This is a genomic window from Sphingopyxis sp. Root154, assembly GCF_001427105.1.
Taxonomy (GTDB): domain Bacteria; phylum Pseudomonadota; class Alphaproteobacteria; order Sphingomonadales; family Sphingomonadaceae; genus Sphingopyxis.
In genome coordinates, this window is record NZ_LMGI01000002.1 from 1,798,932 (window position 1) to 1,818,264 (window position 19,333).

At 60.5% G+C, this 19,333-nt stretch carries 11 protein-coding genes; 3 read left to right on the forward strand and 8 right to left on the reverse strand.

Annotated features, from left to right (window positions below; translation table 11 throughout):
• Window positions 1–194 precede the first annotated feature (194 nt).
• Window positions 195–1,406 carry a sigma-70 family RNA polymerase sigma factor gene (locus tag ASD73_RS14140; RefSeq protein ID WP_162248163.1) on the forward strand — a complete coding sequence of 404 codons (1,212 nt, stop codon included), beginning with the start codon at window positions 195–197 and terminating at the stop codon, window positions 1,404–1,406.
• Window positions 1,407–3,014, forward strand: a complete 1,608-nt coding sequence (locus tag ASD73_RS14145; RefSeq protein WP_056373031.1) for an NERD domain-containing protein — start codon at window positions 1,407–1,409, stop codon at window positions 3,012–3,014. It abuts the gene before it with no gap.
• On the opposite strand, the gene ASD73_RS14150 is transcribed toward ASD73_RS14145, so the two are convergent.
• The 3 genes from ASD73_RS14150 to ASD73_RS14160 form a co-directional block, all read right to left on the reverse strand.
• On the reverse strand, window positions 2,995–4,713 hold the full coding sequence (locus ASD73_RS14150) for a hypothetical protein (RefSeq protein ID WP_200934944.1): 1,719 nt from the start codon (window positions 4,711–4,713) through the stop codon (window positions 2,995–2,997). The two genes, ASD73_RS14145 and ASD73_RS14150, sit on opposite strands and share 20 nt — an antisense overlap.
• Complete coding sequence (locus ASD73_RS14155; protein WP_056373032.1) at window positions 4,710–7,805, reverse strand: helicase C-terminal domain-containing protein; 3,096 nt, start codon at window positions 7,803–7,805, stop codon at window positions 4,710–4,712. Before ASD73_RS14155 ends, ASD73_RS14150 begins: the two co-directional genes overlap by 4 nt.
• A 207-nt stretch (window positions 7,806–8,012) precedes the next feature.
• Window positions 8,013–9,677 (reverse strand): DNA cytosine methyltransferase, encoded by a 1,665-nt coding sequence (locus tag ASD73_RS14160; protein WP_056373033.1) that lies wholly within the window; start codon window positions 9,675–9,677, stop codon window positions 8,013–8,015.
• A gap of 529 nt (window positions 9,678–10,206) precedes the next feature.
• Between ASD73_RS14160 and ASD73_RS22955 the strand changes: the two genes are divergently transcribed.
• Entirely contained in the window at window positions 10,207–10,500 is a 294-nt protein-coding gene (locus tag ASD73_RS22955) for a hypothetical protein (protein ID WP_156407326.1), read from the forward strand.
• Window positions 10,501–11,025: 525 nt separating this feature from the next.
• Here ASD73_RS22955 and ASD73_RS14165 read toward each other — a convergent pair.
• The 5 genes from ASD73_RS14165 to ASD73_RS14185 form a co-directional block, all read right to left on the reverse strand.
• The gene (locus tag ASD73_RS14165) at window positions 11,026–13,527 is read right to left on the reverse strand and encodes a hypothetical protein (RefSeq protein WP_235534426.1); all 2,502 of its coding nucleotides are present in this window, start codon (window positions 13,525–13,527) and stop codon (window positions 11,026–11,028) included.
• 234 nt (window positions 13,528–13,761) lie between these two features.
• Window positions 13,762–14,235 carry a hypothetical protein gene (locus ASD73_RS14170; RefSeq protein ID WP_235534427.1) on the reverse strand — a complete coding sequence of 158 codons (474 nt, stop codon included), beginning with the start codon at window positions 14,233–14,235 and terminating at the stop codon, window positions 13,762–13,764.
• A 209-nt stretch (window positions 14,236–14,444) separates the two neighbouring features.
• The gene (locus ASD73_RS14175; RefSeq protein WP_200934945.1) at window positions 14,445–17,663 is read right to left on the reverse strand and encodes a TonB-dependent receptor domain-containing protein; all 3,219 of its coding nucleotides are present in this window, start codon (window positions 17,661–17,663) and stop codon (window positions 14,445–14,447) included.
• A gap of 83 nt (window positions 17,664–17,746) precedes the next feature.
• Window positions 17,747–18,808 (reverse strand): FecR family protein, encoded by a 1,062-nt coding sequence (locus tag ASD73_RS14180; RefSeq protein WP_082521550.1) that lies wholly within the window; start codon window positions 18,806–18,808, stop codon window positions 17,747–17,749.
• Window positions 18,805–19,314, reverse strand: coding sequence for a sigma-70 family RNA polymerase sigma factor (locus ASD73_RS14185; RefSeq protein WP_056373037.1), 510 nt, complete (start codon window positions 19,312–19,314; stop codon window positions 18,805–18,807). Before ASD73_RS14185 ends, ASD73_RS14180 begins: the two co-directional genes overlap by 4 nt.
• Window positions 19,315–19,333 lie beyond the last annotated feature (19 nt).

Below are 19,333 nucleotides of genomic sequence, written 5' to 3' on the forward strand. Positions count from 1 at the left end.
CTTGGCCGATGTCGGACTGGCAGCTTTTGGGTAGTACCAGTGAAATCCGACCTTTGTTCAGATTCCTTTGGGGCGTTAATCCGACCGGACCTTTATCTTTTGTTGTGATACCGTCTCCCCTCTGTGATGCTGTCGCCGCCTACGCGGTAGGCGATTGTGTCGCGCGGCCTGCTCGCCGGGCCAAAGGGGGGCACGTGGAAAATGCGGAATTGGGCGCAGGAGACGGCTTAGACGTCGACCGCGTCGCGGAAGAAGACGACGACGACCTGATCGAGCTTCTCTCCGAAGGAGATGAGGTAGATTCGGACGACTTCGCGAAGATCGTTCGACCGGATTTCGTCGCGAAGGCGTTCAAGGCCCTTTCTGCCGACGCGCAGAGAGGGGGAGGATCGCTTGCGCGTAGCGATGTGAACCGCACCTACCTACGCCGGAAGCTGTCGATCGCCGAGTGTGTCGAGATCGAGACCCTTTTGGCCTCGGCTGGCCATCCCATCGTCGAAGAGGAAGAGGAAGCATTAGATCAGGGAAGCGAAGGTCCCGAAAAAGGCCGGCGAAAGTATCGCTATCTGAATGAGGTCGAAGAGCGGGAGCTCGGTCGTCGGATACAACTGTCGCTTCAACTGCCAGAAGATACGGCCGGCCTTGACGCGGCCTATGTTACGCGCGTGCGCGCGGATGCTGATAAGGCGAGAGCAACGTTCGTCGCTGGGAACCTTCGGTATGTCGAAATGCTCGCGCGCCGTCGGGGCCGCAAGAAGCACCTTTCGCTCGAGGATCTCGTCCAAGAGGGCGTCATCGGTCTGATGCGAGCAACAGACTTGTATGATCCAGAACGCGGGTTCCGTTTCAAGACTTATGCGACGTGGTGGATCGAGCAGCGAATCCGCCGGGCGATAGCGGATGGTGACCGATTGGTGCGGCTTCCCGTTCATCTTCAGGAGAAGATGACCTGGATCAGGCGCGCCGAGGCCAGATTGACTCTGGCCAACGGAAAATCTCCGACATCAGATGAGCTTGCGACAGCGCTAGGGATAGACTCCGAACGCTTGATGAAGCTGCTTTGGCGAGTGCAGGCGACGGACTGCATCGAAGGGGACGCACCGATCGGCGAAGACACAACCCTGCTCGCTCTCGCGGCCGACCCCGCAGAATCGGCTTTCGACATTGTCTCCTATCGGGAACTGCAAGAACGCTTCAGTGACATCCTGACGACGCTGACCCCCCGCGAGGAGCGGGTGTTGCGGATGCGCTTCGGCATAGGCTTGGACCGAGACCATACCCTTGAGAGCGTCGGACAAGAGTATAGCGTCACACGGGAACGGATTCGTCAGATCGAAGCGAAAGCGCTTGGCAAACTACGCCATTTCGTTCGGAGCACGCGCCTCCGCGGGTTCTTGGACAGCTGAATGGCGCGGTATATCGGCCTCGGCTCTGACCAACCCATCGAGGATTCCGAACGCAGGGTCGCGGAGGCTTTGCGCCGGCTCCCCGACGGGTGGGTCGTATTGCATCACGTCAGCTGGCAATCGAAGCGCGGCGGCCGCCAAGGCGACGGCGAGGCGGATTTCATCGTCCTCCACCCCCGCAAAGGCGTGATCGTTCTTGAAGTGAAGGGAGGTGGCATCGACGTCGATCGCGGCCGTTGGATCACCACAGATCGCTTCGGGAAACGCCATGACATCAAGAATCCTTATGAACAGGCGACAGCTTCGAAGCATGCGCTGGTCGGATGGCTCCGCGACCATGGTCTGGGTGCACGCGTGCGCGTCGGCCATGCGGTGGTCTTCCCACACATGGACGCTGTTCCATCGGTCGGCCCGGTTGCACCCTCACAGATCACCATCTCCAAGACGGACCTTTTGGACATCGGCGGCGCCATAGCGCGCTGCTTGGCTCACTGGTCGCTCGAAGCGAACCTTCCTCCGAAAGACGTAGAGAAGGTGATTTCCTTGCTTGCGCCAACCGTGTCCGCGTCACCTACTTTGGCCAGCGCAAGTGGTGACGCTGAGGCTAACCTGATCGTTTTCACAGCGGAGCAGATCGAAGCGTTTTCCCGGTTGCGGGCCCATCGCGGTGGATTAATCCTCGGAGGAGCCGGGACAGGAAAGACCGTTCTCGCAATAGCGCGCGCGCAACAGCTGGCTAAAGACGGGTTCAGGACGCTGCTCGTCTGCTTCAACGAGTTGCTCGGGGCCGAGCTAGCCGAACGCGTCGGAAATGGACCGGATCTCACCGCTGGCACGTTCCATTCGATATGCCTCCGGGAAGCTCATCGGGCCGGCATCCCTGTCTCAAACAAGCGCGATCAGGCGTGGTGGGAAGATGAGGCACCGTCAGTCCTGATCGACGCGTGCTCTAGCAATGAGACGATCTACGATGCGATCGTGGTCGATGAGGGTCAGGACTTCTCTCCGATTTGGCTCGACGCGCTCCGTTGCGTGACCCGGGGCGTTGAGGCAGCGCCGTTCTTCGTGTTCGCAGACCCTCGCCAGGACCTGTGGAGGCGCGGTTGGGATCTTGACGCGGCATATCCGTTTGTCTGGGAACTCACACGGAACATGCGTAACACCCTGCCGATCGCGAAGCGTGTCGCCGCGATCGTAGGTGGTGACGCACAGGGGCGTGGTATCCCGGGCCCCGATCCAATCTGGCGGACATCCGAAGGCCCGGCCAAGGAGCGGGATATCGTCAGCGCGGTCGAAGACCTTCTGGACGAAGGGTTCGGCCCGACTAATTTGGTCGTCCTATGCGGCTCTTCCCGGATGGCTGAGAGGCTACGGGAGCGCTCGATTGGGCCATTCTCTTTCGGACTCTGGGGGAGCCGCGGACTACCGGTGGAGACCATTGCCCGGTTCAAAGGCCTTGAGTCCCAGGCGATCATCCTCGCGCTGGATGGCCCGTTCGCGGCGGACGGACACGTCTCCGCATATGTCGGGATAAGCCGCGCCCGTAGTGTACTTGTCGTCGTCGGCGACACAGCGGACATGTCCGAGCTCAGCTGGCAGACGTCGTGACGTCGAAATAACCGAGGCCGCCGGCTAGAGCCTTGCGGGAGAGCCGGGTATTGAACATGCGGCAGGACGGTTCGCCGAGATGCAGGCAGACAGCACAGGCCCCGCCGGTGTCCTCACAACCTGGGTCGAGGGCGCATCGATGTTCATCATCGACCATCCCGTCCAGCAGGAGATGAAGATCGGACTCGAAAAGCGCTTGGAGTCCCCCGAGCACGAAGTCGCCACGTGCGGCGGCATAGACGAAGAACGAAAACGCCGTCGGTAATACGACTTCTGAGAGGGCGCTCCGCTCGATCCCGGCGTAGACCGCCGCTCTCTTGATGAACGCATGCGAGATTGAATGCACGAGTTCGATCACAGCTTCCGTTAGGTCGTTAGGCCTGTCTGCAGGGCCCATGGCCGCCAGGATCGTCTCCGCCGCTTCCCGGTTTCCGGAGGCGTTTGGTAGCGCGAAACCCTTTCGGAGCAACCAACTCAGGACCATGACCGGGTCTAGTTTTACCAACAGCGCTTCCGTCTGCGCTAAATCCCCATAGACGATGTACTCACCTGTCTTCTCCCTATAGGTGCGCAGCCTGCTGTCGCCAGGGTTCGGTTTGCCACGGGTGTAACCGAACTGAGCGGTGAGTACCGGAAACTTGTCGATCAGTTCGATCCGCTCGATCCCAGCGCGTCGTAAGGCGCGTGGATATTCAGCCCGGTATTGGTCGCGGAGCATCTCGGAGGTCGACCGTGCGAGAAGGTCTGCGATCGTGATCCGACTCTCGAACGTAGCCAGCGCTACCTGTTTAGCTTGGCGTTCTGCATCTGCGCGCAACTCGGGGTCGAGTGCCAGCGTGCTCTTCCCGGACTCGGATGTGTCGGGCATCGCGGATATCATCGCGGATATCGTCGCGTCGTCGAACCCGCGATCCTCAAGCAGCTTTCGGATCGAAGCAGGGTTCTGTGCGGCAGCCGACTCCGTCAGCCTCCTTCCAACCATGCCTTCAAGCATCCATTCAAGCGCGCGCTCTCCCCCGCCTGCTTGCTCGATGCGGATGAGGATTTCCCGGCGAGGAGGATTGATCATGCTGATCCCGCGCGGCTTGAACACGTTGCCGGAACGATGGACCGTGAACGATAGAGCCCCGCCGAGCGCACAGTCGCAAGATGCTCCAAACCCTCGGTTGATGAATGTCCCTGGCGGGCATTCCGGACAATAGAACACAAGTTCGGCGGCTGATGCTGTGCCAGGGAAACGGACCGCCCGTTGCTTGTGCTGCGGACACTTGGCGACGTACGGCGTTTTGATCGCTCCGCAGGCCTCGTGGTAACCCACAAAAGGCAACTGACCACGGCGCGCGGTCGCGCCGCACTTGCATCTGCCCATCGCGTCATCGTGCAGGCGTTTACAGCGCTGGCACATGAAGAGCCGGGGAAAAGGTTCGCAGTAAACGCCTTCTTCGCGGTTCAGCGCGTGTACGCGGACGGGCCGATGAGCCAACAGATCATCGACGAAGCCACCATCCTGACTTGGGCTCGCTTCCTTCCATGGATAGGCTGCGCGGATCAGCTCCTCGCGAAGCGCGCCCGTGTCGATTGCATTCACCGTCTTCGGATCGTTCCATCGCTTGACTTTCCATACGCCGCCGCCGGCGTCGACCGTCTGCTCGGGAAGGTGACCGAACAGTATCTGCGATCCGCTCCTATACTCCTTCATAGGGTGCTGTTCCCTTTCAAGGGTGCCTGTTCCTCCACGTCGCGCAGCGAGGTCATCGGTGAACCGGTCGGTGACGCGTCCGAAGGAAACCGGGCATCAGCTGGGGGTTCGCGCAGATTGCGCGCGAAGCCATCAAACCAGTCATGTAATTGCGCGCGCATGAACTCGTCATGTTCATCGATCCCGATGTCCTCGGCGATCGACCGCTCGTCGTCGGCGAGCATGTCGGGGTTGGCCTGGGAATACCGGTTCAGATCCCTGATCATAGTGATGCGGGCCTTGGAGGCGGGTTCGTGGATAAGATTGATCCGCGCCATCTCGAGACCGGAGACTGTCCTTTCCAGCACCCTCCGGCTCTTACGAGTGATCGGGATCGGCTCGACGAAACGATCACCATGCGACACGAATTCTGGAAAAGCCCGATAGACGCTCGCATCGCGCTCCCGCGTCATCTTCGGAACGACCACAACGAGCGCCGGCCATTTACGACCCACACGGGCAGTAGCTTGGATGAATTCCGCTACGCCGAGCGGGAAGGCCAGCATGATCATCACATTGAGGCGATCGATATCGACGCCATGCGACATCATCGATGACGCTGCGATCAGATGCAGCCGATCTTCGTAGCGCGGTTCGGCGGTCTCCAGGCGATCAAGTGTCCGTTTGACCTCGTCGAAACCGACCCTTCCGGTCAACGTCGCTACGTTCGGCGGCGGCTCGAGTTCGGCGTATTGTGTCTCGGATGACCGGAGAACGGCATCGATATCTTGCAGTGTATTCCCGTAGATGACGTTGGTGCCGTAGAGATCGACGAGGAATGGCGCAAAGCCGACATTGATCGAAAGCTCTTCGCACAGCTGCTCAGGATCAGTGAAAAGCCGACGGATGGAGCGCTGGAGCGTGACGATCAGACGATCCACCACGAATTCCACCGTCAAGCGACGGGGCGCGAAGGCGACGTAGCGCCGCATTACCTGGCCGGAGTCTGCGGCCCAAAATCCTTGCCCGTCAATCGGCGGCGGCTGCGGGAACACCCTCGCCTTGCGTCGATAGAGCACGTCCACCTGTTTGGTGTAACCGGAGAGCGTGGCAGACGAAGCGAGTATCTTCGGTTTGTGCCCGGTGAGCTGCTCCTGGATGCCGTCGAGCGCGCATTCGTAATGCGCGTCGACCGCCCCGAGGCTGTCACGCAACAAATGCAATTCGTCCTGGAGGCGGAAACTCACCGGATAGAGGGTGGCCGCCATTGGGAGCGGACCAGGCGCTCCGCCCGGACAATCAGGGACGAAGCAGCCGTTCGGGAAGGTGCTCCGTGTCGCGTAGGTATAACCGTGGCCCTCGATCCTGCACCGCCCGTGAGGGCTGGCGACCAATCCTCGCATCCCGGTCTGGCGGGAGATGTTGGCAGCCTTGTCCAAGGTCCCGATGACGATCGTCGGAAGGAAACGCCAAATCTCGTCATCGATCACATGGATCGGCAACGGCTGTCCCGCCGTCGGACACGAAGCGTTCGAGCAGATGTGATCGAGGCGCCACAACAGGCGGTCAAACTCAGTGCCCACCGTCCGCTGGCGGCAGAACGGACAGCGATCGAGCAGCAGGTATGGGTCCTGTTTCTCCTCGACCGTATCAGCGTCGATACCGCGAGGCGAAGCTTCCTTCAGAATCCGGTTGGGCGTCGCGGCCCCACCGACGAGAAATCCGAGCGAGAAGGGATCGCCCTTGAGACCGATATCGCGGCGAACAATCTCGGCGGCTGCGAGCGCGTTGGCGAAACGTTGGGTCTGCTGAAGGGACAACAACCGCAACGGAAACCGCGACCAAGCGGTGATGCCAGAGATTTTGCCACGTTTCCTGTCCAAGAACGCGGCGGTCAGAAGGAGTCCGAGATAGGTCTCGGTCTTCCCGCCACCTGTCGCGAACCAGACGATGTCCACGATCTCGGCCTCTGGGCGCGGATTGACCAGGCATTGAAGGTTCGCGAGCAGGAACGCGATCTGGAAGGGCCGCCACTCATCATATTTTCCCGCAGCCGATATGCGCATCGCCCGATTCATGAGCTGGAATGACGACCGCAGAATCTCGTCGGTCTCCAGCGAATGGACTCCTGATCTGATACGATCCAGTTCCGACTGGAAATCCTCTTGGGCCTCGCTGGCCTCCTGACGCATGCCCTCGGACCAGCTTTCGGAGCGCGCACGTTGGGCGAGCGCCTCGTCAGACCAGACTTCAGAGGACCAGGTCTCGAAGGATCGAAGCAGGGCCCGGGAGCTCTTGACCGGGTCTTCCGCCAAACCAGCGAAGGTCAGATCAGGCTTCTGCTCGGGTGACGGCCAGAACGTCGGACGCTCCCGGGTGTGCGCAGGGCCGTCGCTGGTCCGGATCGTGCCGTCGTTCTCGATCGTGAAGCCGCAATTGATCCCATACGCCTGGACCATCCGATCGTAGCGGAATGAGTCCGGCAGGCTCTCCAGTTCGAAGGGCAGGCGTTGAAGTCCCACCACCTCGAGCTTGGCCTCGAAGAAGCGGCCCTCCGCGTAATCGGCGACCTCCTGGCTCGTGTTCACGAACGTGACCTCGAGTGCCCGGGATGAAGGTGTGCGCCCGGTTATGCGGACGCGCACATCCCCGCTGAGGCCCGATGTCCCGATCGTGGAAAGCGCGTCGGTGATCACGTCAGCACCGAAAATCTGATCGCCTTGCCGGTCCTCGACTACGATAGGCAGGCTGACGCCCACGGCCTCCACCTTGTCCCAAGCCCAGCGAAGGCCTGCCCCATCGTCTGACCGCCGCCGCTTCCACAGACGACAGCGGATCCGCACCTGGAAGGAGAGTGGGAACGCTGTCGCGGGCCTGATCCGGAGACCGATGGCACAGGGCTCCAATCGGTCCTGACGTTCGTCCGGCCGAGTGACGAAATCCTTTGGCCCCAGGCGACCGAGCCAGAACCGGCCGGAAGGATCGACTTGCGATACTTCCTCTTCGTCGCCACGCGCTTCGATCTTCACGCGCCGTTCGAGCCACGCCACGAAGCGCTCGGCCGCAAGGTAGCGAGCTGTCTCGTCGTTCGGGTCTTCAAGCCAAATCATCATCCGCACCCCCTCCCGACGACGTGTGCGGGAGCAATGGATACCTATCAGACGTTTTCTCTCATTGGACCAAGGAAATCGACCAACTCGTCGATCAGATCAGCTTTGTCATTCAGCCCGCATTCCCAAAGGGTAACCGCGCTGCGCTGTCGAGGCGTAAGACGATCAACCGTCTACTCGATATGGGGATGGAGAGTGTAGAAAGCTCGTTCATAGCGAGGTCCGGCGTTTCCGGGCGTGCCCGCTATGCGTGCGGGCGAAAAGCAACGGATTGACCGTCGAGCCGATAAGTAGGCCCGCCAATATCCTCGCTGAATTCCTGGCGAGCTTGGCTAGGCCCGGCAACGCCGCCGCCGATGCGCCATGATGATGTTGGATGATTGCCTCGATCAACCGCCATGCCTCCCCGGAATGGGGCGCGATCGCATGCGCCGTCGCGGAACCGATCTCGTCCAGCTTATCTAGCAGCATGAACGCGCGCGTCCCTCCCGGTCTCCGGTGCGTCCAGACGGCCTGCATGTTAGCGATGTCGGCATTCTCGACGAACCGCCTGATCCGCTCGAGACAGGGGGCGACGGCCGATTTCATCGCCGGCGAGGCAGCTAGGTCGAGATAGCCCGCTGTCTCCTCGCTCAACGGGATGGAATGAATCGCCTTGGAGGTTCCGAAATAGAAAGCCATCTTCCATGTGACGATGTCGCTGGTGCAGTCATTGGCGAGTTCGAACCGGACACCGCTCTTCAGCTGCAGACTGGGCACGGCGAATTTGAATGTCCTGTTCGCGGGATAGCGTGCGCCAGCTCGATCCGGCGGCGTCTCACGCGGGATCGGCTTCGGGCGCTTGAGATTTCTGGCCGCACGACAAAGCGAAGGTGCATCTTTGACTTGTCGCCCTTGGAGCACATAGCCCATCAGATATGAGAAGGCAGGAGGGACCGCATTGCCGATCATCCGCAACTTTTGGCCATAGTTGGCGCCATAGAATTGGAAGGTGACCGGGAATCCCTGCAAGCACGCTCGCTCGCGCAGCGTGAGCCGCCTGTAGGCTTCGCTTCGCCCTGGGACGGCGATGACGATACTCTCGCGTGATACCCGCGTGCATGTGGCAGTGATCGTCCGAACGGTGCGATCCATAGGATCAGGGAACGGCATTGAATTGTAGACAGTATGCGTCATTTTGTTCGCCCGGTTGATCCGGACCTCTTCCGCGCTCAGCAAATCCTCTTCGACGTGATCGATCAAGTCCGACCGCGGAATCGATAGGCCGTAGAGCGGATCGACGACAGGACTTTCGGCTAGCGCGGTGACCACCGCGCCAAGTGTCGGAGCATGCGCTGTGGGCTTGAACGATTTCAGCAATTCGACGTCGAAGTTTCCCGCGATACACCGGTGCCGGCGCTGCGGAATACCATATTCGGCCATGTCCACGACGTGCGTGGCGCAACCGAGATGTGCGAAATCGGCCAAGACGCCGCCTGGCTCAAGTTCCTTCTGGATAATCTTAGCGACCCGAGGGACGTTCTCCATCGCCCACATCCGCGGCTTCAGATGATCGACGATCGTCAGGAAGCGGATGATGTCCTTTAACCCATCCGCGAGATCGCCGCCACCGCCCCGATTGCTGTAAGAGAATTGCGTACAGGGAGGGCTGCCGACGACGATGTCGATGTCGCTCGGAAGGTCTTCGACCGCCAATCGGCGGATATCAACGGTCTGGGCTTGATGGGAATTGTTCTTGAAATTGGTCTCGTTCGCGGGCCCCCACAGCTCATAGGAAGCGACGACTTCGACGCCGGCCAGTCGTAGACCGAGGGACCAGCCGCCGACGCCCGAGTAGAGGTCGATTGCTCTTACAGCCTTTGCTTTTTTCGCCATACCGTCTCCCGGTCCGATGCCCGGCGACCCTTGAATAGATCCTCAACGCATTTGGCAAGATCCTTTAGCGACTGTCGGTCAATTTCGGGATCGCGGCCAAGATTACTCGCTTCGCTACGATCGGCATAACCGGCAGCATCTGCTCGTTTCGGCCCGCCGTCTCAAGTGGCTCAGGCACCGCTTACTATTTGTCGGCAAGAAGTGCCTTTTCCGCCGATCTACCGCCCTGAAACTTCATTCCCAGTTCCGCCAGTGTAACCCGAGACCCGACGTAATCGAACGTCGGCTTTCAATAACAGCGATCGCCGTGCTGAACGGCCGACCTCAGGCGCAAAGCTGACGCCTTTCTAACTCACGCCCTATGTCATTTAAGCCCGAACCATCCCGGTGGACGAATGGCATTTCTGATGGTACATCATTCCAGCTCGGTAGAAATACCAAGCTATAATCAATACCTTGCTACAGGAGCCGGGTGCCCGTAGGGGTCACCAATAAAATCAAGCCAGCTATGATTTTCTCAAATCCATCGATGTTACGCCATCAGCTGGCCTTTGCAGGAAGCACGGAGTGCCTTCTTGTCGGTTCTCCTGCCGCCGTGAGCGGGAGGTCGGCGAAAATGATCTGGTCGGGGAGCCGCGATTTCGACGCCCGGGCAAGCAACGGCGACATTTTCGATATCGATCGAACTGATCCACTCGCTGCCAGATCAGAAGCGATGCACCTTTCCATTCTCCCCAGCCGAGCGATCATTTTGAACGCTTCGGCTAGCGTGACGCTGATGCAACGGAACGATCGTTGCGAACAGCCGTTGTCAAAATATTGAAACTCAAATGGAGGGTGGCCCGCCCTCACCGCCGGAGAGAGAAAATGAAAAAGCTTCTGAAAATTTTCGCAATTAGCGGATCGATATTGATTTTGTCTGCTTGCAACACAGTTGAAGGTGCTGGAAAAGACGTTGAATCCGCTTCAGACTGTGCTGACGGAGTTAAAGGCAACTGCTAGGCAGCATGGATAAATTGGCGTGAACCGACCAGATCACAATTAAATTTCCTGCATCGCGATCCCGGACACTGTTCGTCCGCTCCCATTGCGCGTGAACTGGGGAATGAGGTCAACTGCCATCCGCACGTAAGCGAGAATATCCTCTCGCTGCGGCGTGGAGCCGCCTTCGAGAACAGAAGAGCGAGCCGCTCGAACGCAAGCTCGACGCTGTCGGCGTCGATCGCGGGCGCGAACGATAGTGCCGTCGATCATCAGAGATCGATTATCGCGGACCATGGTGAGCACATCAAATCCGCTCCCCTCCCGTAGGGGGCACTGTCGGTCAGGCGCGTGCCCCTGCGCGCCATCAAAACTTCTTTCGCACCGTCAATCGCACCACCCGGCCGAGGGGCTCGATTTCGTTGCGGCTATATCCCGCGGGCACGGTGCCGTCTTCGCGCGTCACCCGGCGATACCCGTTGAGGAGGTCGTTGATATCGACGGACAGTTTGAGGCCGCTCATCAAACCCTTCTTGCCCGTGATCGCGAATGTGCGGTCGGGTTCGATGAAGGCCGAAAGATTGAGCTTCAGCGGCGGCTTGAAGACAAAGACTCCATCGCCTCCCCGCAATCGTCCCGGGCTGCTCCAGCTGCCGCTCAGATTGCCGCCGATCCCGCGCCTGCCGATCGACACCTGAAACGACAGGCTGTGGCGCGATTGCCCGCCGGCGCGAAGCTGGTCGATCACCGGGACGCCGGGGCGGGTCAGCAGCTCACTTTTCAGCCGCATGCCGTGATTGAGCGACAGGTTGAGCTGCAGCGGGTCACCGGCCGTTTCGCCTCGCCTTTCCCCCGCCCCAAGCGCCATCCGGAGCGCGACGCTGGTGGACAGATCGGCATTGGTGTCGCGCGCCAGATTGATCGCACGCGCATCGACCGCGACCAGCCGCCCTGCCGCATCGCGCGTGACCCGCTCGGGAAACGCAGCCTCGATTGCGGGGGTCAGTTCGGGGAAGACCGCCAGGCCGCCTTTGGCGACCGACTGGCGATAACCGAGGTTGACGGTCAGTATCTGGTTACCCAGCGGCCGCACCGTCGCCGTCAATGTCAGGCTTTGCCGGCGGCCGCGCTTCAGATCGGGATTTCCGCCCGTGATCCAGGCGGGTTCGGCGATCTCCTGACGCGCATAGTCGAAGATGCGATTGATGGTGGTGACGATCGGCGCATCGAGCTGGTCGAACGAGGGTGCGGCATCGGCATATTCGATTCCTCCCTGAAGCTGGAGGGCGGGCCATGGCGACCAGCTGACATTGCCGCCGAACCCCTTTTGCACCCGGCTGTTGGTCATCGCCTGCGCGCTGGCGGACAGGTCAACGGTCAGGTCGCCCAGCCAGCCCGGTTCCGTCGCGTCATCGCGCGAGATCGGGACGCTGAGCGACATCAGTCCGCTCGACTGGCTGCGCGTCACGCTGTTCGACGCGATCAAATTCCCCGCGGCATCGCTTTCCCGCCTTTGCGTGCGATTGCGGCCGGTGTTGGCGGTGAGGTTCCAGGTGAGCGGCCCCGCCGGTAGATCGATGACCGTCTTTCGTGCGTTGAACCTGGCGCTGAGATTTTCGCCTTTCGTCCGGCTGCGCGTCGCGATCATCAAGCCTTCGTCCCACAGACCGTAGGGATTGAAGGCGGGATCGCGGCTATCGATCAATTGCTGGACGCGCGCGACGTCGATGCCGCTTTCAAGGAAATTGTCCGTCTGGCTGTGCGCATAGCGCGCCGCCAGACTCGTCTGCCAGCCGCGAATATTGCCGGTCAGCGTCAGCGAGGCGCCGAGCGAGGTGGCCTCATTGTCGGCGCGAAGCGCGCGCGCGCCCGCAAAGGGCCGCGTCAGCGCGACATCGTCCGCAAAGGGCGACCAGGGATGGCCCGCGGGGAGGACGACCGACGCCATCGGCAGGCCGCGCAACCCGTCGCTGCTGCTCCGGCTCGCATCGAGGTTCAGCGCGACGGAAAAATCGCCGAGCGGGCGCACGACGCCGAGGCCGAACGTGGCGTTGCGCCGCGACGATTGCAGCGTTTCGAAGCGGTTCGGATCGACCGGATGGAGGTCGCCGGCGGTCGCGGCAAAATCGTCGAGGCCGGGGGTCCCCGTCAGCGCCCCCGGCGGGATGGCGGCCGCCGTCACCCGCCGTCCCGCGGCAAGGCTGAGCGCGGGATCGATTTCTCCGCCGCCGGGCGCGGAAACGAAGCCGACGCTGTCGAACACCCCGCCCTGCCGCGGGAGATCGCGCGCGGTCTTGCGAAACGCGCTGTCCGCACCGACCCGCGCCTGGGCGTTCCAGCGCGTGTCGCCGCTGATCGCCGTTCGCCTGACCGACAGCGTCCCGCCATATTGGCCGCCGGCGGTCGCGTAATCGGCGGCCGCATCGGCATTGAGCATCGCGAAATTCTTCTTGAGCACCAGATTGACGACGCGCCGGCCCGCCGTTTCGCCATAAAGCGTCCCCGCGTCCGGTTTCAGCACCGCGAGCCGGTCGAGCGCTTCGGCGGGATAGGAGAGGATCGAGCGATCGAAGCCCGCGGGCTTGCCGTTGATCAGGATGACCGGTTCTTCGCCTCCGCCGTCGATAAAGGGCGCAAGGCGCGTTAGCAGGTCCTGGATGCTGTCGGCACCGCGGCTGGCGATCTCTTCCTCGCCGAACTCGGTTTCGGCCGCGACCTTCGCCTCGCCGCGGCGGTTGGCGGTGACGACGATCTCGTCGGGATCGTCGCGCGAAGCGATAACGCCCGGCAGGACGGCCCCCTGCGGAGACCCCCCTGCCGCGACGTCCCCCTTATCCCCTTCGGCACGGGCGAATGCCGTGTGGGCCATCATGCCCAGCAAGAGCAGGGTGGAGACTCTTTTCAGCGCAAACACATTGCGGGGGCCGCCTGACCATCTTATCAAAACCACGCCAGAAGCGGATTACCGCCGCTGGCCCGGAAAGGGCCGCACCGTTGCACCGGTGCGGCCAGTCATGTCCGGTAGAGGAGTGGATGTTCCGGTCATCGCTGATCGGAACATCCTTCTGCTACGAAAAAGGCGCAGCAGGTTTCGCCGACACGATTACGGCACGATATTGATCGACCCCGAGATCGCGATGTCAGTATCGAGGGTACAGGCACCCACCGAAATGGGTGCGGCCAGCGCGGCGTTCGTCACAGGGGTGGTGCCGGTGTAGACCACAGCACCCGTATAAGTTCCGGTGCTGGCACAGACAACCGTAGCCAAGGGCAGATATGTAACGGTTACGTTGCTTACATCGCCGTTCGGATAAACCCGCGCCTGCACCTTGTAATCGTTACACGGCGCGCCGGTATTGCTGAACACCACATCCGCATATTCGGCGAGACCGGCGGTGGGGTGGTTGTCGGGTCCGATCGTGATCACAGCCGTGGCGTCACAGATATTTCCGTTGATGTTGCCATAGCCAGCCGCGGTAGCCGTACCACCGGCCGGCGAGAAATGAGGCCCTGCGCTCGCATGTGCAGGCGCAACCGATGCGGAGGCTACAAAAGTTGCCAAAAGTGCAATTGACATTTTTTTCATTTTTACTCTCCCAAATTATCTATCAATAATGATAGATTTTCAGACGATCGTGTAGATAATCCGCACGACCTTATCACCTTGATTAAAGGCGATCACGAAACATAAAAGGAGATATGTTTATACAACCCCCTTCTATGTAAATCGCTACTTGGTCCCAATTGTAATTTTCAAATCGATGAATAAAATGCTTGAAACCAATATCAAAACTTCTTCGTTACTGCAAATCCAAAAATTCTTGGATCAAGAGTAAATACGTTTGCCGTCAGGCCGCTGTCATCACTATTAAGAAATATGTCAGTTATTGGAGTATTATTAAATATGTTCTTTACATAAGCATGCAAAGAAAACCCGCTTTCTGGCCTTTCTAGCGTGATGGATATATTTGTATTGTCCCACGCCTTTAATCGATCTATCGCCGTGTTATAAACACGCGCCCAGCTCTCGCCCTGACGATAATAATCGCCGCGCAGCGTCAATTCCCAATCGTCCATCGGCACCGTGTATTGAGCACCCAGATTGAAGGTCCAATGCGGGGAGTTGGGAAGCTCGTTTCCGCCAAGATCGGCGTCGAACCCGCGCCCCTGGTTGGGCGCATCCGTTTGCGGATCATAAGCGATCCCGAACATGTTCGAATAGAAGCTGCCGGGCGCGAAATTCTTGTTGCCCTGCCCGCCGCAGAAGGCGGCGAAATCCCCTGCGACACCGCCCGAACTCGGATGATTGAAATATTTTTCGACGAGGGCGCGCGGCGCGATGCAATTGGATGCCAGCTGGATCCACGGCTTCATGACAATCCAGTCAGAATTGCCCTGCGTGCGGTTCATCACGTCGATGGACTTCATGCCATCGGCAATGCGCGTATCGAGATAGCCCAGATTGGTATTGATCTGCCATCTCGGCGTCGGGCGCCAAACAGCTTCGAGTTCCGCACCCCATATCTGCGCATCATAGGTTTCGTTGAGCGCGATGCGATCGACGATCTGCGATACCTGATAGTCCTTATAGTCATAGAAGAAGGCGTTGGCGTTGAGCGACAGGCGCCCGCTCGCGAAATCATTCTTCGTGCCGATTTCAACGGCATTCACCGATTCGGGCTTGAAGACCTTGGGCAGCGGAAAGAACTTCAACTGCACCGGGTTCGCGCCGATTCCGGGGGGATTGGTTCCGCCGCCCTTATAGCCGCGCGAAAAGGATGCGTAGAGCAACGTATCGTCGGTAAAACCCAGATCGGGTTTCCAGTCGACCACGGCGCGGCCGGTCACCCGCTTCCATTGCTGGACGATGTCCGGCGACACAATATAGCCTTCGTTGATCAGGCCGAAACCGAACAGGCCCGTCCCCAGGAGCAATTGCGAGTCGATGGGCGTCGCCACCTTCTTGTCGTCGGTGTAGCGCAGGCCCAGCGTGATCTTCAGATCGTCCGCAGGCTTCCAGTATAATTCCCCGAACGCCGCATAGGATCGTGTCGATCCGATATTCTGGCTTCGGAAATAATTATGCCCGTTTCCGTTCAGCGACGAGATGGGATTGGGGTCGATGTAGGTGCAGTCCGAACCGCCCGTCCATCCGGTACAGTCGCGGACCGGATTGCCATTGCCCCCGGTTCCCAGCGGCGTTTTTGCAAGGGCTGTGAACAGGTTGCTGAAGACATAATAATCTTCATGGATCTTGAATTTCAGATAATTGACGCCGAAACTGAAATTGAGCTTTCCGCTGAAATCGGACTGAAGCCGGAATTCCTGATACCATTGATCGCTTTTCGACTTCACCTGGTCGGCCGCGAGAATCTTGGACGACTTGCCAAGCTGCGGGTCATCGAGAATCCCGCCCGGCGATATGCCGGTCGTGGGGAGGGGTCTGCCTCTGAAATCGGTTGCCTTGCTGGAATCATTGAAGGCGTCGCCGCTGTTGACCCGGTTATAATCCTGGAACGAGTAATAATTGTCTTCGGAATAGCTTGTATTCGAATAGAATCGCAGACTGTTGGTCATGTCGAATTCGACATTTAATTGAAGCACGTCGTTTTTGGCGCGGAATACCGGGTCGATCGCCGTGGAGATCTCCCTCAAATCGCGCGACTGGACGACACCCGCATAGGGATCACGGCTGCCATCGATCAGCCGCATCACCGGTCCCCGGGCACCGGCATTCCCCAAGGAGGAGATGATTGCAGCGGCGGCGACATGCGGCAGCGCGAAGGCGTTCGGAACGCTATAAGCTGCATCGTCGTAGATGGAGCCGGGCAGGCAGCCCTGGCTCAGGATCCCGCGAAACCGCAGGTCCGCACTGATGTCCCTCCCGCCGAACGACGTCGGCCCCGGATCCTTGGTGCAAAGCTGCTTGCCGGTGCGTGACCGATTGTCGTCTTCCTCGAAATGTTCCCAGATGGCATTCGCCCGGAACCGGTCGCTCGGCTCCCATGCGGCACTGACGCGCGTGGACCAGAGATCGCGGCCGTTCACCCTCCTGCTGGTGACGGTATTGAAATCATATCCGGTGCGCTTCGTCATGGCGCCGGCGGCGCGCAGCGAAAGAAAGTCACCCAGCGGCACGTTGATCATGCCGCTGAGGCGCTTGCTTTCGTAATTGCCGACCTCGCCCTTGGCCCACGCCTCGAATTCGCCGAGCTTCGGCTTGTTGGTGATCATGTTGACCACGCCGCCCGTCGCGTTGCGGCCGTAGAGTGTGCCTTGCGGTCCGCGCAGCACCTCGACGCGTTCGACGTCGAAATATTCCTGCTCGAACAAGCGATTCCTGATGAGCGGCGTGTTGTTGAAACTGATCGCCACCGCGGGATCGGACGCGACGGAAATAGCCTTCGTCCCGATCCCGCGGATCGAGAAATTATAACTGGCGAAATTCGTCTTCGAAAAGGTCACGTTCGGCACCGCGCGCAGCAGTTCCGAGCCGCTTTCGATCTTATACTCGTCCAGTGCCGCCGCCGAAAAGGCCGACACCGACAGCGGCACATCCTGGATCGATTCCGCCTTCTTCTGCGCCGTCACGATGATTTCGGCCGGATCGCTGATCGCTTGCGCCGGTGCCTCCGCCGTCGCGGCGGCCGGGACCGCGCTCGCCATCAAGGCCGGATCCGCCTGCGCGATCTTTCGTGCCGGGCTGACGATGAAAATCTTGCCGTTGCGGCGATAGGTCAGCCCCGTCCCGCGAAGCAGTTCGCGGAGCGCCTCCTCGGCGTCCGACCGGTGCCGCAAGGTTTCGCTACGCTTGCCGCGCACCGCCTTGCCGTCGAAAATCACCTGCGCGCCCGATGCGCGCGCGAACGCGCGCAATGCGCCGCCCAGATCCTGGGCCGGAATATCAAACTGCTGAACCTGGCGCGCTTCGGCATAGGCAGGTGCCGACATGGCAACCAGCGCGCCGAGCGCAAGACTCGACAACAAATAACGACGTTTGGACATACCCTCTCCCTCTATGCGAGGGATCGATATTGCTGCCCCTCTGTCATAAAGACGAACCACCCACCCGGTTGCGCCCCAGATTTTTATCTTTGGTCCATTTTTTCTTTGTCGTTACTCGGATTTACAGTTTCGATAATGATTTTGCCGCCCTCTTCGTGGGCGGCCAGCGGATAGAGCGAGGTCACGCCCTTGACGAAACTGTCGGCATCGCCCGCATCGAATACCCCATTGACGAGATGACGGCCGGCCGCCGCATCGCGGAGGACGATCGGCGATGCCGCGTAGCGATTGATCCGCTCGACCGCGTCGGTCAGCGGCATATCGACGAAATCGACCTGCCCGCCTTCCCATCCCAGCGAGCGCCCCGCGTCGACGGGAAGGATTTCTGTCGCGCCCGACGAAAGGCTGGCGACCAGTTCCTGCCCTGGCAAAAGCTGAGTCGTCGCCCGGGTTACCGGTCGTTGTTTCTTGAGATGGCCCGCTGCCGCGGCGCGCGGAACGACGGCCACCTGTCCTTCGAACAGCTGGACACGGAGCTGGTCGCGCAGCAGCTCGACGCTGAAACTCGTGCCGATCGCCACCACCGCCTGCGAACCCGCGGTCACGGTAAACGGCCGGAGCGGATCCTTTGCGACGTCGAACTTGGCCCGGCCACGATCGAGTATGATCGCGCGGCGATGGTCGGTGAAGGATACCGACATCTGGCTGGCAGCATCGAGCGAAACGCTCGACCCGTCGTCGAGCCGGACGATCCGCCGCTCACCAACATCAGTGGAATAGACGTCGGGCGCCTCGCTCCAATACCAGGCGCCCATGCCCGCGACCATCACGAGCGCGGCCATCGTCGCGACGGCACGGCGGCGCGTCGGAGCGGGCTCTGCCGCGCGGCGCGCCTTTTCCATCGCGGTCAAGGCCTCGGCCCGGAGCGACAGGAAGCCGGGCATTTCGGCGATCGCGTCGGTTCCCTGCCACACCGTCACCATCTGTTCGAAATGGTAAGCGTGGCGCTCGTCCGCCGCCAGCCATGCATCGAAATCAGTTTGTTCGCTGACGGTCAGCGCCCGGTCGGCGATGAGCAGGCACCAGGCGGCCGCCTGCTCCTCCCGCTCGGCGACGCGATCATTGTCATTCTGCGGGACCATCATGTCCGCCGCTCCATGCGGCGCGCGAGGAAGACCAGCGCGCGCGAAATATGCTTGTCGACGGTGCGGAGGTGAAATCCGAAATTGTCGGCGATCGTCTGCTTCGGAATATTCTCCACGCGGTATAATATGAAAATCTGCTGCGTCGGCTCGGGAAGCGCCTGGATCGCCGCCCACAGGATCGAAATGGATTCGCGCGCGGAAACAATCCGGAACGGATCGAAGCCATCGACGCCGGCGCTGGCATCGCTTCGCACCGCGTCCGCGAAGTTCCGGCGTACACGGTCGTGGCGCGCCCGATCCGTCACCAGGTTGGCGGCGATCCGGAAGATATAGGCGGCACTCGTCTCTTCGTCGCCTCTTTGCGCGTTCGATAACCGCAAAAAAACCTCCTGAGTCATGTCTTCGGCTTCCGCGAGGCTGGCAACGCGCCGGGAAAAAAAGGCGATCAGCGGCGGCCGGAACTTCCGGGTCAACCGCTCGAGTTCGGAGGCAGGTTCCGCCGTCACGTCTCTCCCTTTTTCCTTC

Coding starts and splice junctions, on each gene's coding strand:
- ASD73_RS14180 (WP_082521550.1), bottom strand. CDS start 18,808: ATGATGGTCCCGCAGAATGACAATGATCGCGTCGCCGAGCGGGAGGAG.
- ASD73_RS14165 (WP_235534426.1), bottom strand. CDS start 13,527: ATGGCCCACACGGCATTCGCCCGTGCCGAAGGGGATAAGGGGGACGTC.
- ASD73_RS14145 (WP_056373031.1), top strand. CDS start 1,407: ATGGCGCGGTATATCGGCCTCGGCTCTGACCAACCCATCGAGGATTCC.
- ASD73_RS14170 (WP_235534427.1), bottom strand. CDS start 14,235: ATGTCAATTGCACTTTTGGCAACTTTTGTAGCCTCCGCATCGGTTGCG.
- ASD73_RS14155 (WP_056373032.1), bottom strand. CDS start 7,805: ATGATGATTTGGCTTGAAGACCCGAACGACGAGACAGCTCGCTACCTT.
- ASD73_RS14160 (WP_056373033.1), bottom strand. CDS start 9,677: ATGGCGAAAAAAGCAAAGGCTGTAAGAGCAATCGACCTCTACTCGGGC.
- ASD73_RS14175 (WP_200934945.1), bottom strand. CDS start 17,663: ATGTCCAAACGTCGTTATTTGTTGTCGAGTCTTGCGCTCGGCGCGCTG.
- ASD73_RS22955 (WP_156407326.1), top strand. CDS start 10,207: ATGTTACGCCATCAGCTGGCCTTTGCAGGAAGCACGGAGTGCCTTCTT.
- ASD73_RS14150 (WP_200934944.1), bottom strand. CDS start 4,713: ATGAAGGAGTATAGGAGCGGATCGCAGATACTGTTCGGTCACCTTCCC.